Below are 15,739 nucleotides of genomic sequence, written 5' to 3'. Positions count from 1 at the left end.
AAAAGACGGGCGTATGAATCCGCCAGGGACCACATTTCTGACCAGACTCCTCATCTGAAACGTGTCTGATTAAGCACACCTGAACGCGCCAGTTCTTCTGTCAGAGCTGGCGCCATCAGGTGATCAGCCTTTTCATTCCGCCTGCTATCAGCTCTGCCACTGCAACTGGCGGATGATGTCAGGGCTACAATTTGCGGAAAAATTAGTGAGGTGGCTGCATCAATCCTGTAAGCGAGACAGGCTGGAAAACTCCAGAAATATATCTTTTAAATTCAATAATATGAATTCGATATAATAAACATTATACAGCGATTTGATTTCCTTTTTGCCTCGGAAAACGCTGACTTTTTCCCGACATGCCTGCCAGATTGCTAAAAAGCTGCTAAACCTTAAGACACAGATACGCGCGTAAAGATTAGGGTTATCACGATTTTCCCCGATTTAACTCCCGTCAGAACTAAACCTATAAAAAAACCATCTTTTGGCCCCCAACAATGGGAAGCAGACAATGTCGGAAAAAATATCGCTAACAATGCAGGTTAATGGTCAGTCGCAACAGATGCAGGTCGATTCACGGGTCACATTGCTCGACGCACTGCGTGAGCATCTTAATCTGACCGGCACCAAAAAAGGGTGCGATCAGGGACAGTGCGGTGCCTGCACCGTACTGATTAATGGTCAGCGGGTGCTGAGCTGCCTGACGCTGGCGGCCCAGGCGGATGGTGCTGACGTCACCAGCATTGAAGGGCTGGCCTCCACTGACGGTGACCTGCATCCGGTGCAGCGCTGCTTTATGGAGAATGATGCCTTCCAGTGTGGCTACTGCACGCCGGGTCAGATCATGTCCGCCGTCGCCTGCATCAAAGAGGGCCATGCCGGTTCGGACGATGAGATCCGTGAATATATGAGCGGCAACCTCTGCCGTTGCGGTGCTTATCCACACATTGTCGATGCGATTAAACAGGCCGCTGCTGAGATGGCGAAGGAGTCCGCATGAATGAATTCAGCTGGAAAGTTGCGCAGTCTCCCCAGGAAGCCGCAGCCCTGAAACAGCAATCCGGTAGCCAGTTGCTGGCGGGCGGCACCACACAGCTCGATCTGATGAAGTGTGGGGTCTTCACGCCACCGCAGTTAATCGGCATCAGCGGGATAACGGCGCTGAAAAACCTGCAATTTGACGACGAAAAAATCACTGCCGGTGCACTGGTGACCATGAGCCAATTGGCCGACCATCCCGCCTGCCAGCAGAATGCGCCTGCCATCTATGGCAGCCTGTGGCAGGCTGCATCCCCGCAGATTCGTAATATGGCGTCGCTGGGTGGAAATTTACGTCAGCGCACCCGATGTAACTACTACCGTGACCCGGCAACGTTCCCGGCCTGCAACAAACGCAATCCCGGTTCCGGCTGCGCCGCACTGGATGGCGTTAACAGCAATCATGCGATTCTGGGTGCCAGCGACAGCTGCATTGCGGTCTATCCCGGCGATTTAGCGGTTGCGCTGGTGGCGTTTGACGCCATCGTCGTTCTGCAGAATCAGCGGGGGGACATCCGTCGCATCCCAATTGATGACTTTTTCCTGCTGCCGGGTGATACGCCTGACCGTGAGCACGATCTGCGCGATGACGAGATCATTGTGGCCATTGACGTGCCGCAAACCGAGTCACTCCGCCACTCACACTACCTTAAAGTGCGTGACCGCAGCTCCTATGAGTTTGCAGCAGCCAGCGCGGCCGCAGGCTTTACCCTGGAAAACGGCGTGATGCGTGACGTGCATATCGCGCTCGGCGGCGTTGCGACCAAACCCTGGCGCGTCCGATCGGTAGAGCAGGCGCTGGAAGGCCAGCCGTTTAATGAAGAGACGGTGTTTCAGGCAGCAGAGCAGATTACTCAGGAGACGCAGGCGCTGACCCACAACGCCTATAAAGTAAAACTGGCGCCACGAGTGATTGCACGCGCGCTGATGGCAGCAGGAGAAACCTCATGAGTGAAGTAAACGACAAAGCGCGTCCGGATGTGATCAACGCCAGCTCAGCGACAGGCACCCAGATTGAAGGCTTGGGCGCTCCCCGCGCGCGTGGCGATGGCAAAGTAAAAGTCACCGGTGAGGCGCGTTATGCGGTTGAATATCAGCCGGAAAATCCACTTTACGGCGTGGTAATCCAGTCTACCGTCGCCAGCGGTCGCATCAGCCGTATGGCGACGGAAAAGGCGCAGCAGGCCGCAGGTGTGCTGGCGGTCTATACCCATCTGAACACGCTGAAAATCAACAAGCCCACGGCGATTGCCGATGGCGGCGCGGCGCAGTCAACCTACACCCCGATTCAGGACGATGTGATTATTCACAACGGTCAGAACATTGGTCTGGTTGTCGCCGAAACGTTTGAACAGGCGACCTATGCCGCCTCGCTGGTGGAGATTGAGTATGAAACGTCTGATGCACTGATTTTTGCCACCGATGAGGGCGTTGAACCTAAACCGCTCCCGAAGCAGGATATCGATATGGGCGATGCCCAGGCGGCGATGCAGCAGGCCGAGGTGCGTCTGAGCCAGCGTTACACCACCCCGCGTGAATACAACATGCCAATGGAGCCGCACGCCTGTGTGGCGGAGTGGCAGGATGGGCGCATTACCGTCTGGGAGCCGAGCCAGTGGGTCGCCGGCGCGCAGGTGGAGATTGCCGAGTGGATGGGCATTGAGGTGGAAAACGTGCGGATCATCTCACCGTATGTCGGTGGGGGATTTGGCTCTAAGCCGGTGCCTTACACCCACGTTGCACTGGCGACAGTCGCCTCGCGGGCACTGAAGCGCCCAGTCAAAGTGTCACTGACCCGTCCGCAGACTTTCACCGGTCTTGGCGGGCGTCCGGCGACCTCGCAGCAGCTGGAACTGGGCGCATCGCGCGACGGCAAAATCCAGGCGATTATCCAGCGCAGCTTCAGTGAAACGTCACTCATCGACGTTTTTGCCGAGAACTGCAGCAAAGTTACCGCCCGCATGTATGCGGCAGGCAATGTCTCCGCCCGGCATCAGGTCAGGCCAATCAATACCGTAACGCCAGGCTGGATGCGCGCGCCTGGTGAAAACCCAAGCGCCTTTGGACTGGAAGTGGCGATGGATGAGATGGCCTATGCCCTGAACATCGATCCGCTGGAACTGCGTCTGCGTAACTGGGCAGATAAAGATTATCAGCTCGATCTGCCGTGGAGCTCGCGCCGTCTGAAAGAAGCCTATCAGAAAGGCGCTGAAGCTTTTGGCTGGGACAAGCGCATCATGGCGCCGCGTTCAATGCGTGAAGGGCGTGAACTGATTGGCTGGGGCATGGCCTCCGGCACCTATCCGGTCAACAAACTGCCCGCCGAGGCGAAAATCATCCTGACGCCGCAGGGAACATTTGTGGTGCAGTGCGGCGGCGCAGATATCGGCACCGGAACCTATACCATCCTGGCGCAGACCGCTGCCGATATTCTGGGTGTCGCCTCCACCACCATAGAAGTGCAGCTGGGTGACACCGAGCTGCCGCGCGCAGGTGTAGCGGGCGGATCGCAGCTGGCAGGTAACGTAACCGCCGCGGTGGACGACACCGCTAAACGGATGCGCGACCAGCTGCTGAAGCTGGCCAGCGAACTACCTCAGTCGCCATTAAAAGGCACACCTGTGTCTCAGCTCACGCTGAAAGGCGATGGGGTGCAGCACATGCAGCGCAGCGACCGGGTCGTGTCATACGCGGAACTGGCCAGCCTGGCACCGGCAGAGAGTCTGGCGGTGAAAGGCGGCACGTTCCCGGATGATATGTCAGAAAGTGACCGCGACAAGATGGTGCGTAATCTTAATGACGGCACCCGTCCTGAAAAATTCTCTGCTCACAGCTGGAGTGCGCAATTTGTTGAGGTCCGGGTCGATGAGGATTTCGGTACCATCCGGGTTAAACGGATGGTGGCAGCGCTCGACAGCGGTCGTCTCTATAACCCGAAACTGGCGCGTAGCCAGTGGATTGGCGGCATGATCATGGGTGTGGGTCAGGCGCTAATGGAGGAGGGCATCATCGATCCGCGTAACGGTCGGGTAATTAACAATAACCTCGCAGACTACTTAGTGCCGGTTAATGGCGACATCCCGAGCATTACCACCATCAACGTCGGCGAACCCGACTTTGAGGCGACCACGATGGGCGGTAAACCGGTGGGTGAACTGGGTATCGTCGGCGTTGCGGCAGCGATCAGTAATGCGGTATTCCATGCCACCGGCAAGCGCGTACGCGACCTGCCGATAACGCTCGACAAGCTTATCTGAACCGGTTCCTGACCTGCTGCCAGCAGGTCAGACTCAGGTCATGCGGGCGCGGGCTAAAGCCTGCGCCCGTTTTTCACGTATAGCGGAGAACGAGAGTGAAGATAGCGCTGATTGTACTGGCCGCCGGGCTGAGTCAACGTTTTCGCCAGCAGGGGGGCGAGCATAAGCTGCTGGCTGACCTTGAAGGCAAACCGGTGCTGCAGCGCACGCTGGATCAGGCCGCTGCCAGCGGGCTTGACCTGTTCGTGGTGACCCGTCCCGACGCCCTGGCAATCCAGGCATTCTGTACGCGGGCGACTGTCGTGCTGTGCGACAGCGGTGGGCTGGGCGAGTCCATCGCGGCGGGCGTTAACGCCAGCCGTGACTACGACGGCTGGCTGATTGCGCTGGGCGATATGCCGTTTGTGACGCCTGAAAGTTACCGTGCCATCAGTGCTGCGCTGGTGGATTCGCCCATCGTCAGGCCAGTCATTGAGGGAAAACCGGGCCATCCGGTGGGTTTTCAGAATCACTCTTTTCCCATGCTGAGCACGTTACAGGGCGATGCCGGACCACAGGCGATAGTAAGGTCACAGGCTGTCCGGCTGCCGCTTCACGATCGCGGCTGCCTTTGTGATATCGATTTCCCTGCCGATCTGCAGCTGATAAAGGAATTTTCATGATAACGCTGGATCAACGCGTGATTAATGCGGCACTGAGCAGTTGCCAGGCGGGCCAGCAGGTCTGGCTCTGCACGGTGCTGCGCACCTATGGCTCTTCGCCCCGCGCACCCGGGACACTCATGACGGTTAACGAAACCGGCGCATACTGCGGATCGCTGTCGGGCGGCTGCATCGAAGAGGACTTTCTGGCACAGCTGGCGGCAGGGGCGTATCGCGCCAGCAGTCAGCGGGTACGCTATGGCGAGGGCGGGATGCGTCCTGACGTCAGCCTGCCGTGCGGCGGCAGTCTGGAAATCGTCATAGAATTTCTGCCGCCTGATGACGCCACGCTGGCGCTGCTGACGGCGATGCAGCGCGCGCTGAGCGGGCAACAGCCGCTGGTAAAACTGATACGCCCGGGCGCGCGTGCGCAGTGGGAGGCGATTGCCGCCGACAGGAGGCTGCCCGCACTGGATGCCAGCGAGCAACAGTTGTTACTGCCGGTGGGCGCGATACCGGAACTCCTGATCGCGGGCTACTCCAGCGTGGCACATGAGTGCATCCGGCTGGGACAGATACTGGGCTTTCACGTGCGGGTCTGTGAGCACCGACCGGAAATGCGGACGGAGCTGGAAAGTCACTTCAGCGACGCGGATAACGTGACGCTGGTATCACAGCATCCGGCGCGCTGGCTGGAACTGAACGGGGCGCACGCCGCGGTAGCCATTGTGGCACTGACCCACGATCCCCGCATTGATGATCTGACGATGATGGAGGCGATTGCCACACCCGCGTTCTACATCGGCATCATGGGTTCGGCGAAAAACAGCGAGAAACGACGGGCGCGACTGCAACAGATCGCCGGAATGGATCGGGCCGAACTGGACCGCATCCATGCGCCCATCGGCCTGCCCATCGGCAGCAAGACTCCGGCAGAGATTGCGCTGTCGGTCATGGCCGATATCGTCCGGGTGAAGAATAGCGCGCAGTCAGCCGTCTGATCCCGGCGTCTTCTCGGGCGCCAGCCGATAAAGATAGCTGCCTGAAAAGGGTATCGGCAGGAAATCACGGAACAGCTGCTGTAACGTCTGTTCGGGATCGACGTCGCGGAACAGTTGCGGGTAGAGCGTGGCAGCAAAGAATTCGGTCGCTACGACGTGCCACGGGCTGAGATAAAAATTGTGCCAGATGGCTCCGGCATGACCGTCGCGCAGCGCGGTGAGCTGCTTCAGCGCATTCTGCTGACTGGTCAGTGCGAGCAGGCTTTGCCGGGTCTGCGCTGTTGTGACGGCGGGGCCGAGTTTTAAGGCTCCCGCTTCATCGGCGCTGCCGGTGCCGGTGGCAAAGTAGTAATCCGGCTGTGTCGCAATCACACTCTCCTCACTCAGCCGTCCGAATACGCCTTTGATCTGCTGGCTGGCGATGTTATTGCCACCAGCAAACGTCAGTAGCTCACCAAGATTGCCATTCACCGAGGTGACGCAGCACTCGCTGCGTCGTCCAAGATGTAACTGCAACAGCACGGACGGTTTCGGACCGTGATAATCCGCCAGCCGACTCGAAATGCGCTGCATGTGGCTGCGGTAGAAGTGATTAAACTGAGCCGCGCGCTGTGGCTGATTGAGCACCTCACCCAGCAAAGTGATGCTGCGCTCAGTGTTTTTCAGCAGATTAACCCGCAGATCGATCTTCACCACCGGAATATGCGCCGCAGCGAGCATCTTCTCCAGCACGGCAACGTTTTCACTGTCGCGCGCCAGCTGCGGCAGGATCACCACATCCGGCTTAAGTGCGATCACCTGTTCGGGATTCATATCGTTAACGCCATCCAGCCCCACGACCGGAATCGTCTCCATCTGCGGGAACTGGCGCGCAAAAACCTGCCAGGTCTGAGGATCGTACTTTTTCAGATCCTGCGGCCAGCCAGCAATATGCTGCAGCGGATTACCGGGCATCAGAAGTGCGACGCTGTAGAGCATCCGGCTTTCACCCAGCATAATGCGCTGCGGATGGTCGGGAATCGTGACCTGGCGACCGGTGATGTCGGTCAGCGTGCGGGAATGTGCACACGCGCTGACCAGCATCACAGTGATCGTCAGCAGCACTGAGCGTAGCGAGTTAAAATTCCACACGGGCCTGTACCATCAGATTACGGGTTTCGCCTTCACGGACGCGCAGATTGCCGCCGCTTGAACTGTAGTAGTGCTGATTAAACAGATTATTGATATTCAGACGCAGCTGGGTTTTTTCACCAAACAGCCGGTTGTTCCACGCTACGAAGCTGTCTGCCACTACATAGTCGGGCAGGGTGAAACTGTTATCGGGATCGCCCGCACGGCTGCCGACATAGCGCGTACCGCCGCCGAGCCGGAACGTGCCGGGCAGGCCACTGACCTGCAGCTCATGACTCAGGTAAAGCGCACCGGCATGACGCGGCGCATTCTGCAGCCGATTGCCATTGTTATCCGGATTCACCCGATCGCTGACGATCTCTGCCTGATCATAGCTGTAGTTCGCACTCAAATCCCAGCCGGGTGCAATTTCGCCATTCAGCTCAAACTCAGCGCCGGTCGATCGGGCTTTATCAATGGCCCGCGTGCTGCCATTAATATTCAGCGACATCGCTTTTTCATCAATCCGGTAGAGCGCCACTGTTGCCAGCAGTTTTGGCGATAGCTGCCATTTGCTGCCGACTTCCCAGCTGGTGCCCTGCTCCGGCTTGCCGACATTGCCATCATCATCCACGTCGGTTGACGGCGTGAACGACTTGCTGACGCTGGTGTAGAAAGAGAGGTCAGGCGTGAGTTTGTAGATCACCCCGGCCTGTGGCAGAAACTTATTGCCCTCATCGTTCAGGATTTCTGACTGGGGATTAACGCCGCGGGAGGCGCGCTGTTCATAATGCTGATAACGGCCGCCCAGCACCACAATCCAGTCCTGTGTGAGTGAAATAGTGTCTTTGGCGTAGAGCGATCGGCTATGAATACGGTTCAGGTTATTGGCTGCTGCGCTATTTTCGGTGCTGGTGTCCGTGACCGGTGACAGGATGTCATAGTCGGGATTGAAGTAGTTGAACTGGCGGTTAACCTTGCCCTGATACTGATGGGCGCGATAAGTCTGATTCATCTCATAGTCGGTGCCTGCCACCAGCGCGTGCTGCATGCCCAGAATCTCCGGATTGCCCAGCAGATCCCAGCTCACATATTTGGTTTTGTGGTTAAACCCACGGTTGGCATCGGCACGACGTGTTACTACGCCAGTGCTGGCATTGACCGCCGTTACGCGCACCTCATCGTTGTCATAACGCCGCTGATTCCAGCCCAGGGTGAGCCGGGTGCGCCACTCATCATTAAACTGCCAGTCATAGTGGGCATTCAGGGTTTTGTTGTGACCCCAGGCGTGATTAGCTTTGTCATCCAGACGATCTTTGTAAGCAATATCGATCGGCTTGCCGTCGATAAAGGCCGTGCCGCGGTCGTAGGGAATGTCATAACGGTAGTCGGCATAGCTGATCAGAAAGCTGGCCTGCTCGCCAAACCATTGCAGAGAGGGTGCCAGCAGCGTGTGTTCTTCGCTGCCAAAGTTGCGCCAGTAATCCTGATTCTGCTTTTCGGCGATCAGCCGGAAGGCAAAGCCATTGCCCAGCGGGCCGGTGACATCCAGCGTGCCTGCACCGCCGCCTTCACTGGCGTTGCGTCCGCTAACGCTGGAGTGCCAGCTGTATTGCGGCTTTTTGCTGACCACATTGATAATGCCACCCGGATTCTGAATGCCGTAGAGCAGCGAAGAGGAGCCTTTCAGCACCTCAACTCGTTCGGTTGTGGCATCAAAATTGAGTCCCTGACTGCTGCGAATGCCATCCCGGTAGACCGACCCATCGGCATTACTGCCAAAACCGCGTCGAACGAAGCCATCTTCGGTGCCAGCCAGCGTGTTAGCTTCTGAAACGCCGCTGACAAAGCGCATCGCATCCGCCAATGAGCTTGCCTGGTAATCGTCCAGTTGCTGCTGCGTGACCACGCTGACCGACTGCACCTCATCAAGCCGAGCGGTTGGCATTTTACTGGCGACGCTGCTCTCGCTGGCGCTGTAATTTCCCTCTGAGTCAGCATCGGCGGTCACGGTCATATCCGGTGCTGTGTTGGCTGCTGCGCTGACCTGTGGCAGCATCATGCTGCCGCAAATTGCCACGACCAGAGCGGGGTGTCGGGCCGGATATCGTGAGTCTTTGTTTTTCATTTTTCTTTTCGTATCTGTTACTGGCAGTTTCTGAAGCAAATTCGCTCTGATGACTGGCTGTCATACAGGGCTTCCCTGGAGGTGGTCTGCAATATGCAGCGCTTTAAGCAGAAGAGAACGGCATTCGGGTTCAGACATCATTGCGCTGACCGGACGACAATGCTTCTCATCTGTAATTGAGAATCATTCAAACATCCAACAAAGTAGTAGTAAACATAATTTGAACAGAATTTACTACATTTCTGCTGTATCGATATTTACTGACTTACAGTCCAGGTGATGAGTTTATTTCGTTGAAAATAATGATTATTATTTCATGGCGAGATGACAGGATACGCTTAAATCCCTATCATTTGCAGGTCAAACTCAGAATAGAATTACGCTTTCACTACAATTTCTGACCGTGGAATATCCTCCATTAATCAGATCGGTAATCAGCCTTTCGGACCTTAAACACCAGCAGCAGGAACAGCATGAAACAGAACCGGCCAGTTAAAAACAGAGTGGATGTGGTGGCAGAGCGTCTGCGCGCCCGCGAAAAGCAGCTTTCTCCTCGTCTGCTGGCTGTGGCACGTTATATCGATCAACAGCGCGAAACGGTGCTCGAAAGTACTGCGATGGAGATCGCCGTCGCGAATCACACGTCTGATGCCACCGTGATCCGCGCCATTCAGGCGCTCGGATTCAGCGGACTGCGCGATCTCAAACAGACGCTCAGAGCCTGGTTTGGTCCCTCGCTGAACTCGGAAGATAAGATGTTCACTACTGTCAGTGAGGTGACCAGTGACGTAAACAGTGCCATCGACTTTGTACTGGCGGGCCACCGGCACGCCTGTGAGGTGCTGTCGCAGCCGCAGAACCGGGTGGCGGTGGCAGACGCCGTGGCGCTGCTGAGTGAAGCGCGGGAAGTGGCTATTTTTGGCATTAACGCCTCAGGGATTCTGGCGGACTACAGCGTGCGGCTGCTGAACCGTATCGGTCTGCCCGCCTTTTCGCTTAATCGCGCCGGCATTGCGCTGGCAGAGCAGATGCTGGCGCTGCAGCGTGGCGACGTGCTGATAATGATGGCGCAGCAATCGGCGCACCGGGAAGGGACCACCGTGGTGCGCGAAGCGAAACGGCTGAATATCCCGATTATCCTGCTGACCAACGCCACCGACTCTTTTTTTGCGCGTGAGGCGGATGTGGTGATCAACGTGCCTCGCGGTGGTGAGAAGGGGCGCATTCCGCTGCACGGCACCATAATGGTCTGTCTGGAGATGCTAATCCTGTCAGTTGCTTCGACGCTGCCGCAGCGCACCGTTAAAACCATGAAACGGCTACAGGATCTCTATCGCGGGCTGAAACCCGCCAGCAAAAAGTAATCTGCAGGATTAAGCCGTGACCGGAATTTCCCGGTAAAAACGGGCTCACCTTTAAGTCAAATTTTCCCGCTTTGCGAGCGCGATCGCGTCTTTTCATCAGCCCGTTTATCAGGGCGACTACGCTTACAGCGTGCTGCGCCTCCGGGTGCGGCTTTTACTCTTTCTCACTTTACTTTTTTTGTGCGGAGCTGCTGATGAAACCCCTTCACGCGCAATACCTTTTCTGTTGTGCCACCCTGAGCCTCCTGTCGCCGCTGCCTGCGATGGCATGGAGTGACCTTACCGTATTTGGTGACAGCCTGAGTGATGGCGGCAACGTAGGACGCTTTACTTATGATGGTGCGACCCATCCGCTCTATGACGAGATCGTAGCGCAGTCGCTGGGTGACACTCTGCGCCCCTCATCCCAGGGCGGAAGCAACTATGCCGAAGGTGGCGCCGTTGCGGTACCGGCGATAAATCCCATGTTTAATACGCAGGATCAGCTGGATAATTACCTTGCGACGCGCGACGGACGAGCCGATTCTGACGGACTCTATATTCACTGGATTGGCGGCAATGACTTAGCGGCGGCAGCCCTTGCGCCGCTCGCTGCACAGCAGATCGTGGATAACAGTGCCAGTGCCGCGGCCTCACAGGTCAGTCGTTTGCTGGATGCCGGGGCCGGCACGGTCATCGTTCCGACGGTGCCAAACGTCGGAGCGACGCCCGCGCTGCTTCAGGCGATTCTGCAGGTGCTGGGGCCGGCCGCCCAGCCTGCCACGGCGGCGCTGTTTCAGTCGCTGAGTACCACCGCCACGCCTGACCGCGCCGCCAGAGAGCAGGCAATTGAAACCGCGCTTAACGAAGCAGCTGGTCAGGTCACTTCTATTCCGCTGATCCGCGATGCGCTTGCACAACAGCTGTTTGCCGCCTGGCAGTTGCTGAGTCAGGAGGCGGCAGCCCTCACCGACCGTTACAACCAGGCTGAAGAGCAGGGGCTGGTGGCGGCACGCGGCAATATCGCGCGGGTGGATATCAATGGCCTGTTTAATGAGGTGATCGATAACCCGCGCCTGTATGGACTCAGCAACACGGCCGGCATGGCCTGTCCGCCCGGCGTCTCATCAATGGACTGCACCGCCTCAACGCCAGGATTTTCACAATCGCAACAGTATCTGTTTGCCGACCGGTTGCATCCCAGCCCGGCAGTGCATGCGCTGATCGCCGATTATATTGAGTCGGTGCTGAGTGCGCCGCTGCAGGTGGCCGCGCTGAGTCAGGCACCATCGATGCTGGTGGGGGATGCGCAGAATACGCTGGATGGACATCTGCAACAGCAGCGTCAGCAGCCCGCCAGCGCCGGAGAGTTTACGGTTTTCGGTGGCTATGCCGGACAGCAGCGAGATTTCCGCAGCGACAGCCTGCTGGACGGTGATGCAACAAGCGCTACCGGCACCGTAGGAGTGGGCTATCAGCTGTCCGATCACTGGCAGGCCGGTGCAATGCTCTCCACTACCTCGCAACGGCAGGATCCCTCGTCGCGCTTTGATTATCGTTTACGCGGCAATCTGGTGGCGCTGTGGAGCCAATTAAATTATCTGGATCGGGGATGGATTAATGCAGATGCCCATTATGCCGATCTGAACTTTGATGATATTGAGCGTAAGGTCAGGCTGGGACCGGCGACCCGTACGGAGAAGGGCAGCAGCGACGGCAAAGTGCTGGGGATGCGGGTGCAGACCGGCTGGGACTTACCGCTGGGCCGCTATGTCTCCACCGGCCCGATGGCCAGCTATGCGCTCGACTACACCCAGATTGATGGCTACAGAGAAGAAGGGAACAGCAGCACCTCGATGCGCTTTGGCGACCAGACACTGCATTCTCAAATCGGGTCAGTTGGCTGGCGTATCGACAGTAAAGATTTAGTGATTAATCCCTGGGCGCAGGTCAGTTACAACCATCAGTTCGGCGACAGCGACTCTGCTGTTACCGCCGGACTGAAATCGACCCGCACTGCCTTTACCCGCAGCAGTGGCTCACGGGATGATAACTGGATCAATATGGCTCTGGGCGCAAGCGTGCCCATTGGCACATCGGTGAACGCATTTGCTGGCGTTTCATCGGTGACAGGTAACAGCGACTATCACCAGGTGACATGGAACGTCGGACTTAACGCCCGTTTTTAAATGATAAGCTGTATCAAAAGGCCGTGCAGAGATCGTCTGCCGCTGTCTGAAATGGTGCGGCAGACGATGTTGCGCGTTATTCATTACGCCGCGGCGACGGAGCGTTAAACTCGCCCTGGCGTGTGGTTTTCACGCTTCGATCAGTGCCGCCTGCGCCTCCAGCTCTCGAACGCGCGGTATTACTTCGCGACCAAAGAACTCCACCTCTTCGTGAAAGTGCAGAAACGCCAGCAGCAGCAGATCGACACCGGCCTGCTTAAGTTCGATAATCCGTTCAGCAATCTGCTGGGGGGTGCCAATCAGATTGGTTTTGAAGCCGTCGTTGTACTGCACCAGATCCTCAAACGACGATTTCGCCCAGTTTCCCTCTCCTTCAGGTGAGGCACTGCCTGCATTTTTGACCTCATGCTGGAAGCCTTTCACCGCATCCGGGTTGGCTTTGCTGATGATCTCCTGAAGCACCGCCTGCGCCTGCTGTTCACTTTCACGCGCAATCACAAATCCATTCAGTCCGACTCTGACCTGATGTTGATTGCGTGCTGCTTTTTCACGGATATCCGCGATCTGCAGACGGACACCGTCCGGCGTATTCCCATTAGTAAAATACCAGTCTGACACCCGGGAAGCCATGTCACGCGCCGCACGTGAGCTGCCACCCTGGAAAATTTCCGGTAACGGAGACAGTGGCTTAGGTTTCATGGCGTAATCGCGAAAGCGATAAAAATCACCTGCAAAGGTAAAGTTCTCTTCGCGCCAGATGCCTTGCAGGCAGCGAATAAACTCTTCGGAACGCAGATAGCGCTCTTCGTGATCGAGCCAGGGTTCACCAATCGCTTTGAATTCGCCCCGGAACCAGCCGCTGACAATGTTAACGGCGATACGTGGCCCATAGAGATGGCTGATGGTGGCGATCTGCTTTGCGGCTAATACCGGATTCCACGGGCCAGGCAGCAGCGCGGCGATCACTTTTAACTTCGAGGTGTGACTGAGCAGATCCTGCGAGAAGGTGACGGATTCATGCTGATTGTCTGCGCCATACCCGGCAGTAAACCGGATCTGCGTCAGCGCATAATCAAAACCCGCCTGTTCGGCGATCTGCGCCAGTTTACGGTTGTAGGCAGCATCCCAGCGGGTTCGCTGTTCTATCTGACTGATCACCAGTCCGCCCGAGACATTCGGCACCCAGTAGGCGAACTGTAAAGGTTGGTTCAGTGACATGGTTTTCTCCTGGCATATAGCTGGATTAATGGAATAGTTAATTTTTCCAAACTTTAAGATATAAAAGAAAAGGCCAAGCACTAACCGTGCCATAAAATAAGCTACTGTTTTTATGGAAGTAAACGGCTAAAGGCGAGCTGGGCGTGTTGCAAATGCGGCACGGTTGAAACAACCGGGTTGCTAATGCAGCAGCAATGCCTGGACAAATCGGTGAACGGTGAATGACTGCCATCACGCTATTGACATCAACAGTGCCAGAATGTCAGTTACCGGGAACGGGCTGTGATAACGTAGCGAAGCGCGACGCGATGAGAACCGGAGGGGATCATGATAGTCAGACAGGCATCGCCTGAAGAGGCGTATCGTTTATGGAATATCCGAAATCAGGCACTCCGTCATGGCTGCCAGCATGCTTATCCACCCGACGTGCTCGCCGCCTGGACGCCGGACCGCATGCCCGCCAGCTTTCCTGCGATGATCCGCGCCAATCCCTTCTTCGTGATTGATGGCCCGGACGGCGTGCCGGTTGCTACCGGATCGCTGGACCTTGCCGCCGCCAGCGTGGAAGCCATTTTTACCCTGCCCGCATTTACCGGACAGGGAATGGCTGGGCTGATCATCGACACCATCAAAGCGGAGGCGCTGCAGCGTGGCTACCACCGGTTGACGCTCGCGTCGACGCCGAACGCCGTGGGCTTTTACCAGCAGCATGGCTTCCACCCGCTGGGCGAAAGTTTCTATCCGTCAAAGCTGGCGGGCAGCGATTTGCGCTGTACTGAGATGGCGATTGATCTGTGAATGCCCGCTGCCGTCAGGCTGGCAAAGCTGAGCAAAAGTTTCCGGTGCAAAGACTTCGCAAGCCCCCGCCGGTAAGGTATAGTCCGCGTTTTTTGGAGGAATCATGCTGACTGACTCATCAACTCGTCTTAATAAATACATCAGCGAGAGCGGCATCTGCTCCCGTCGTGACGCCGATCGTTACATCGAGCAGGGCAACGTTTTTATTAACGGCAAACGCGCCACTGTAGGCGCGCAGGTATTTGCAGGCGATGTGGTGAAGGTCAATGGTCAGCTTATCGAGCCGCGCGATGAAGACGATCTGGTGCTGATTGCCCTGAATAAGCCGGTGGGGATTATCACCACCATGGAAGAGGGCGAGCGCGATAACATCAGCGATTTCGTCAATCACAGCAAGCGCGTCTTCCCGATTGGTCGCCTCGACAAAGATTCTCAGGGCCTGATTTTCCTTACCAACCACGGTGATCTGGTCAACAAGATCCTGCGGGCCGGTAACAACCACGAAAAAGAGTATGTCGTTACGGTCGACAAGCCAATCACCGATGAGTTTATTGCCGGAATGAGCGCAGGCGTGCCGATGCTGGGCACGGTGACTAAAAAGTGCAAAGTGAAAAAGGAAGCGCCATTTGTCTTCCGTATTACGCTGGTCCAGGGTCTGAATCGCCAGATCCGTCGCATGTGTAAGCATTTCGGCTTTGAAGTCACGAAGCTTGAGCGCACCCGTATCATGAACGTCAATCTCAAGGGATTACCGCTCGGGGAATGGCGCGACCTCACCGATGACGAACTCGTTGAGCTGTTTAAACTGCTGGAGAACTCCTCTTCAGAAGATAAACCCGCGAAGAAAGCTAAAGCTCCGGCTAAAACGTCGGCCGCAAAAAAACCGCAGAAGAGCGGTGCGAAACCTGCTGAAAAAGCGGATGCGGCTGGCGCCTCGCGCAAGCGCTTTGTCCAGCCGGGACGGAAGAAGAAAGGGCGCTAAACCCAGTCCGATGCAGAGAGCGATATTCTCGCCCTCT

12 protein-coding genes are annotated in these 15,739 nt (G+C 56.8%); 9 read left to right on the top strand and 3 right to left on the bottom strand.

Annotation, left to right across the window (positions count from 1 at the left end; all coding sequences use genetic code 11):
- Positions 1-532 precede the first annotated feature (532 nt).
- From K6R05_RS18700 to K6R05_RS18680, 5 genes are all read left to right on the top strand, one after another.
- On the top strand, positions 533-997 hold the full coding sequence (locus K6R05_RS18700; protein ID WP_161735753.1) for a (2Fe-2S)-binding protein: 465 nt from the start codon (positions 533-535) through the stop codon (positions 995-997).
- Positions 994-1,986, top strand: a complete 993-nt coding sequence (locus K6R05_RS18695; RefSeq protein WP_161735695.1) for an FAD binding domain-containing protein — start codon at positions 994-996, stop codon at positions 1,984-1,986. Before K6R05_RS18700 ends, K6R05_RS18695 begins: the two co-directional genes overlap by 4 nt.
- Positions 1,983-4,292 carry a xanthine dehydrogenase family protein molybdopterin-binding subunit gene (locus tag K6R05_RS18690; RefSeq protein ID WP_222925601.1) on the top strand — a complete coding sequence of 770 codons (2,310 nt, stop codon included), beginning with the start codon at positions 1,983-1,985 and terminating at the stop codon, positions 4,290-4,292. The genes K6R05_RS18695 and K6R05_RS18690 overlap by 4 nt, the downstream gene beginning before the upstream one ends.
- Positions 4,293-4,387: 95 nt before the next feature.
- On the top strand, positions 4,388-4,954 hold the full coding sequence (locus K6R05_RS18685) for a nucleotidyltransferase family protein (protein ID WP_161735700.1): 567 nt from the start codon (positions 4,388-4,390) through the stop codon (positions 4,952-4,954).
- Positions 4,951-5,934, top strand: a complete 984-nt coding sequence (locus K6R05_RS18680) for an XdhC family protein (protein ID WP_222925600.1) — start codon at positions 4,951-4,953, stop codon at positions 5,932-5,934. Before K6R05_RS18685 ends, K6R05_RS18680 begins: the two co-directional genes overlap by 4 nt.
- On the opposite strand, the gene K6R05_RS18675 is transcribed toward K6R05_RS18680, so the two are convergent.
- On the bottom strand, positions 5,923-7,017 hold the full coding sequence (locus K6R05_RS18675) for an ABC transporter substrate-binding protein (RefSeq protein ID WP_222925639.1): 1,095 nt from the start codon (positions 7,015-7,017) through the stop codon (positions 5,923-5,925). The two genes, K6R05_RS18680 and K6R05_RS18675, sit on opposite strands and share 12 nt — an antisense overlap.
- Before the next feature lie 34 nt (positions 7,018-7,051).
- Positions 7,052-9,172, bottom strand: a complete 2,121-nt coding sequence (locus tag K6R05_RS18670) for a TonB-dependent siderophore receptor (protein ID WP_222925599.1) — start codon at positions 9,170-9,172, stop codon at positions 7,052-7,054.
- A gap of 473 nt (positions 9,173-9,645) precedes the next feature.
- Between K6R05_RS18670 and K6R05_RS18665 the strand changes: the two genes are divergently transcribed.
- Positions 9,646-10,536 carry a MurR/RpiR family transcriptional regulator gene (locus K6R05_RS18665; protein WP_222925598.1) on the top strand — a complete coding sequence of 297 codons (891 nt, stop codon included), beginning with the start codon at positions 9,646-9,648 and terminating at the stop codon, positions 10,534-10,536.
- Positions 10,537-10,730: 194 nt separating this feature from the next.
- A complete protein-coding gene (locus K6R05_RS18660; RefSeq protein ID WP_222925597.1) occupies positions 10,731-12,704 on the top strand; it encodes an autotransporter outer membrane beta-barrel domain-containing protein in 1,974 nt (657 codons plus the stop codon).
- Positions 12,705-12,833: 129 nt separating this feature from the next.
- On the opposite strand, the gene sfnG is transcribed toward K6R05_RS18660, so the two are convergent.
- On the bottom strand, positions 12,834-13,922 hold the full coding sequence (gene sfnG / locus K6R05_RS18655; RefSeq protein ID WP_161735710.1) for a dimethylsulfone monooxygenase SfnG: 1,089 nt from the start codon (positions 13,920-13,922) through the stop codon (positions 12,834-12,836).
- A 327-nt stretch (positions 13,923-14,249) separates the two neighbouring features.
- Between sfnG and K6R05_RS18650 the strand changes: the two genes are divergently transcribed.
- Both K6R05_RS18650 and rluF read left to right on the top strand, forming a co-directional pair.
- Complete coding sequence (locus tag K6R05_RS18650) at positions 14,250-14,720, top strand: GNAT family N-acetyltransferase (protein ID WP_161735712.1); 471 nt, start codon at positions 14,250-14,252, stop codon at positions 14,718-14,720.
- A 103-nt stretch (positions 14,721-14,823) separates the two neighbouring features.
- Positions 14,824-15,702: a 23S rRNA pseudouridine(2604) synthase RluF gene (gene rluF, locus K6R05_RS18645; protein WP_161735713.1), complete on the top strand. Its 879-nt coding sequence runs from the start codon at positions 14,824-14,826 to the stop codon at positions 15,700-15,702.
- Positions 15,703-15,739 lie beyond the last annotated feature (37 nt).

Origin of the sequence: Pantoea alfalfae (genome assembly GCF_019880205.1) — a bacterium.
GTDB classification, from domain to species: Bacteria; Pseudomonadota; Gammaproteobacteria; order Enterobacterales; family Enterobacteriaceae; genus Pantoea; species Pantoea alfalfae.
Note: the sequence above shows the minus strand (reverse complement) of the source record. Positions and strands in the feature narration are given on the sequence as shown.

Coding starts and splice junctions, on each gene's coding strand:
- K6R05_RS18670 (WP_222925599.1), bottom strand. CDS start 9,172: ATGAAAAACAAAGACTCACGATATCCGGCCCGACACCCCGCTCTGGTC.
- K6R05_RS18675 (WP_222925639.1), bottom strand. CDS start 7,017: ATGCTGGTCAGCGCGTGTGCACATTCCCGCACGCTGACCGACATCACC.
- rluF (WP_161735713.1), top strand. CDS start 14,824: ATGCTGACTGACTCATCAACTCGTCTTAATAAATACATCAGCGAGAGC.
- K6R05_RS18660 (WP_222925597.1), top strand. CDS start 10,731: ATGAAACCCCTTCACGCGCAATACCTTTTCTGTTGTGCCACCCTGAGC.
- K6R05_RS18665 (WP_222925598.1), top strand. CDS start 9,646: ATGAAACAGAACCGGCCAGTTAAAAACAGAGTGGATGTGGTGGCAGAG.
- sfnG (WP_161735710.1), bottom strand. CDS start 13,922: ATGTCACTGAACCAACCTTTACAGTTCGCCTACTGGGTGCCGAATGTC.
- K6R05_RS18695 (WP_161735695.1), top strand. CDS start 994: ATGAATGAATTCAGCTGGAAAGTTGCGCAGTCTCCCCAGGAAGCCGCA.
- K6R05_RS18650 (WP_161735712.1), top strand. CDS start 14,250: ATGATAGTCAGACAGGCATCGCCTGAAGAGGCGTATCGTTTATGGAAT.
- K6R05_RS18700 (WP_161735753.1), top strand. CDS start 533: ATGCAGGTTAATGGTCAGTCGCAACAGATGCAGGTCGATTCACGGGTC.
- K6R05_RS18680 (WP_222925600.1), top strand. CDS start 4,951: ATGATAACGCTGGATCAACGCGTGATTAATGCGGCACTGAGCAGTTGC.
- K6R05_RS18690 (WP_222925601.1), top strand. CDS start 1,983: ATGAGTGAAGTAAACGACAAAGCGCGTCCGGATGTGATCAACGCCAGC.